This window comes from Bacillus sp. ISL-7 (assembly GCF_018613065.1).
On sequence record NZ_JAGGQW010000036.1, the window covers coordinates 1 to 4036 of the forward strand.

General features: G+C 37.1%; 2 protein-coding genes. Both read right to left on the reverse strand.

What is annotated here, in order from left to right; translation table 11 throughout:
* Window positions 1-48: 48 nt before the first annotated feature.
* Window positions 49-1953 carry a PTS fructose transporter subunit IIABC gene (locus J7E66_RS14745; protein WP_215001227.1) on the reverse strand — a complete coding sequence of 635 codons (1905 nt, stop codon included), beginning with the start codon at window positions 1951-1953 and terminating at the stop codon, window positions 49-51.
* Entirely contained in the window at window positions 1950-2885 is a 936-nt protein-coding gene (pfkB, locus tag J7E66_RS14750; protein WP_215001259.1) for a 1-phosphofructokinase, read from the reverse strand. Before pfkB ends, J7E66_RS14745 begins: the two co-directional genes overlap by 4 nt.
* Window positions 2886-4036 lie beyond the last annotated feature (1151 nt).

Below are 4036 nucleotides of genomic sequence, written 5' to 3' on the forward strand. Positions count from 1 at the left end.
GCCCAAGTTTTAAATGCCTTACTGTCAAATTACCAGTCAAGCCTCACTTTATGCGGCCCTTTCACCTTCAATATTGTTTTCTATTTTGATAGGTTTCAAGAAACCAACTATGAGCGCAGTTACAATTGATCCAATTAAAATGGCCAATGCATAAAGAAATGGATTACCTATGACAATTGGAATGACAAATACTCCACCGTGCGGGGCAGGCAAGCCAATTTTAAATAACATTGTTAAGGCACCCGCTATCGCTGAACCGATTACACATGCTGGAATGACACGGGCTGGGTCTGCTACCGCAAATGGTATCGCACCTTCAGTAATAAAGGATAACCCCATAATATAGCTCGTTTTTCCTGCTTCACGTTCTTGTTCTGTAAATTTGTTACGAAAAAATGTCGTTGCAAACGCAAGGCCTAATGGTGAAACCATACCACCCGCCATAATTGCTGCATGGGGAGCATAGTTACCTGAATCAATCATCGCAATTCCGAATGTGAGTGCTGCTTTATTAATTGGTCCTCCCATATCGATCGCCATCATCCCACCAAGAATTAAACCTAAAAATAACAAATTTGTTGACCCTAATCCTTGTAACCATGTTGTTAATCCATCATTAAACGCTTTTACAGGATTAATAATGATGTACATCATGATAAGACTTGTCAGTAATACACCAAATAACGGGTATAATAAAACTGGCTTAATACCATCTAATGAGTGCGGCAGACGAATAAGCGCTTTTTTTAAGCCAACGACAATATATCCTCCAAGAAAACCAGCAATTATACCTCCTAAAAATCCTGCCCCGCCCAATGATGCCATTAAACCGCCTACCATACCAGCAACAAAACCAGGGCGATCCGCAATACTCATAGCAATAAAACCAGCTAATACAGGAATCATTAACGAAAATACATATTTACTTCCAATAGTCTTTAAGGTCGCGGCAATTGGATTATAAGATGGGGAGTTTGGATCTGACGCATGGACCCCAAAAATAAATGAAATGGCAATTAAAATCCCACCAGCAACAACGAATGGCAGCATGTTGGATACACCGTTCATTAAATGTTTATAAAAGCCGCGGCGTTCTGTTGAGTCTGTTTTTACTTCCTCTCCCGATGCGGAACTACCGCCAACTTTATAAACAGGTGCATCTTGTTTCAATGCCTGTTCAATTAGTTCTTGAGGGCGGCGAATCCCATGTGCTACCGGTACTTGAATGACATGTTTACCCTTGAAACGGTCTATTTCTACTTGTTTATCTGCTGCAACGATAATCGCGACTGCGCTTTCAATTTCTTCTTCTGTTAACTTTCCCTTTACTCCGCTGGAACCATTTGTTTCAACCTTCAAGTTGACATTCATTTCTTTTGCTTTTGCTTTTAAACTATCAGCTGCCATGTATGTATGGGCGATTCCTGTAGGACAAGCAGTAACAGCAAGGATGAGATTCTCGTTGCTATCTTCCACAACTTCATCCTCTTCTTCCCCTTCACGCTCCTTTTCATCAATCGCCTTAAGGACAAAATCAATGGAATCTGCTTTAAGCAACACTTGACGGAAATCTGCATCCATCAATAACATTGATAAACGAGAAAGTGTCTCTAAGTGGGTATTATTTGCCCCGTCACTAGCAGCAATCATAAAGAATAAACGTGCTGGCTGACCGTCAAGTGATTCATAATCAATTCCGTTAACTGCACGCCCAAATGCAATTGCTGGTGTTTTGACTGCACTTGTTTTCGCATGTGGTATTGCAATTCCTTCACCAATTCCAGTTGTACTTTGAGATTCCCGTTTTAAAATCGCTTCCTTATAATTTTCACGGCTTTCTAAACGGCCTGCGGCTTCTAGCTTTCCTACAAGTTCTTCAATTACATCAACTTTTGAAGTACTCTGCAAATCAAGGATAATCGTATCTTTTTTTAATAAGTCTGTAATTTTCATGCTAGAACTACTCCCAATCTAATTTTTTTGATTTCAACCTTCGGAATAAGACGCTCCACATCTTCCTGCGTACATAGCTCTAATGAGAACGCAGTCGCACTTCCAGTAGCAACACCCGTTCGAAATGCTTCCACAACATCCCCTTTTTGTAAATAATCCGCTAGATAACCAGCCACAAGAGAGTCCCCCGCACCAACTGAATTTTTTACGGTTCCTTTTGGAACAGTTGCTTGATAGATCGCTTCCTTCGTAATCAGGAGCGCCCCTTTTCCAGCCATCGAAATGGCCACATTTTCAGCACCTAATTCAAGCAATCTTTGACCGTAAGGAATCGCCTCTTCTGGTGTCTTAATCGTAACGTCAAACAACTCACCGAGTTCATGATGATTCGGTTTAATGAAAAAAGGCCCTTGTTCAACGATATCAAGAAGTACTTTGCCGCTCGCATCCACCACCACTTTTGCCCCTTGCTTTTTTGCGATTTTTGTAAGCTTTGAATAAAAATCACTAGGCAGCGAGCTTGGAATGCTTCCAGCCAGTACAAGAATATCGTCATTTTGTAAGCTTTCTACTTGTTTGATAAGCTGCCTGACTTGGTCATTGCTAACCTCAGGGCCTTGCCCATTAATCTCTGTTTCTGTTTCATCTGTTTTCAATTTGATATTAATACGGGAATCACCATTTACATGAATAAAATTTGTGGAAATGCCTTCTTCATTTAAAAATTCTTCGACATATGAACCTGTAAATCCACCAATAAACCCAAGGGCTTTACTTTCAACTCCCGCACGTTTTAAAACCCGGGAAACGTTAATGCCTTTCCCACCTGGATATTTTACATCCAATGACATTCGATTTAATTCACCTAATTGAAAATCTTGTACATGTACGACGTAATCGACAGATGGATTTAATGTGCACGTATAAATCATCATTTCACAACCTTCATTATTGTTTTTCTTATTGTGTCATTTTAGAAAATTTCAGTAGCTAAGAAATAACCTTAAAAGTGACGATGTTTGAAATCAATCTTATACCTTTAAAATTTGTTATATATAGGTATTGCCCTTTTTCGTTGAATGTTTTTGATTGTTTTTAAAGTATTTTTCTAGATATTAACTATCCTAATTTCACATATGTATTCATAAACATATGTCTTCAACGCCTAAATCTCGATAACAATATGATTCATCAAGTATCTGTTTTTTTTAAAATTCCCTATGTTTGCACAGTTTTTAGATCCTAAAAACAGCATCTCCCTTTTAAAGCTATCCATTAAATTTATTCTTCCAGAGAAATCACTTCAATTTCTTTAATTAAATTCTATCTAAAAGATTAACAAAAATCAATCACTTTCATTCAAAATCTTTCAAAAACATCCAAAACCTTTCAAAGTCCTATACTTTAAAAAGTTAAACTATTAATTCTTCAGTTTTTTACATTTAGTGACATTCTAGTTGTTTTGATTCAACATATCTTTTAAATTGGACATACAAAACTCATGTTCATTATTTAACATATCTAAAGTTGTGCCAACTCTCCAACATGCTTTTTACTGCTGCAGAATAATAAGGATTTCCATATCCTCCTGTCCTAACTTATAGAAATTAAGAATAGCGGAAAATAATAGGATCGCTGCCAACCCAAGATAATGTCAGTTGAACTTGAGTATGACTTGGTTCATAGAATCTCTCAATACCTATCTTTTATTGACTCACCCTTAACCATACTAAAGGAATATGAAATAAATATTACTGTACCAAAAAGTTCTGTTGATGTTTACAGAACAAATTCATATCAAGGCCGTGCTTGGCTGGTCGCGGTACAAGGGATTGTCGCTTCTCTCTATGATCAGAGAACATACAATTATTATTTAAAGCCATTCGCCTTTAATAGAGAAACGAATGGCTTTTTTCTTTGGTTTTTTAATAATTTTGAACAAAACTTGAAACTGAAAGAATGATAGTTTTTGAGATGAATTAAAAATATCCTTGTTTAAAGACCATAACTGAAGGTTTCATCTTGTAATCTACGAAAAATTTTAATAGCTGTATGCTTTTTCTTTTTCCAGTTTTTCCGATCA

Coding starts and splice junctions, on each gene's coding strand:
- J7E66_RS14745 (WP_215001227.1), bottom strand. CDS start 1,953: ATGAAAATTACAGACTTATTAAAAAAAGATACGATTATCCTTGATTTG.
- pfkB (WP_215001259.1), bottom strand. CDS start 2,885: ATGATTTATACGTGCACATTAAATCCATCTGTCGATTACGTCGTACAT.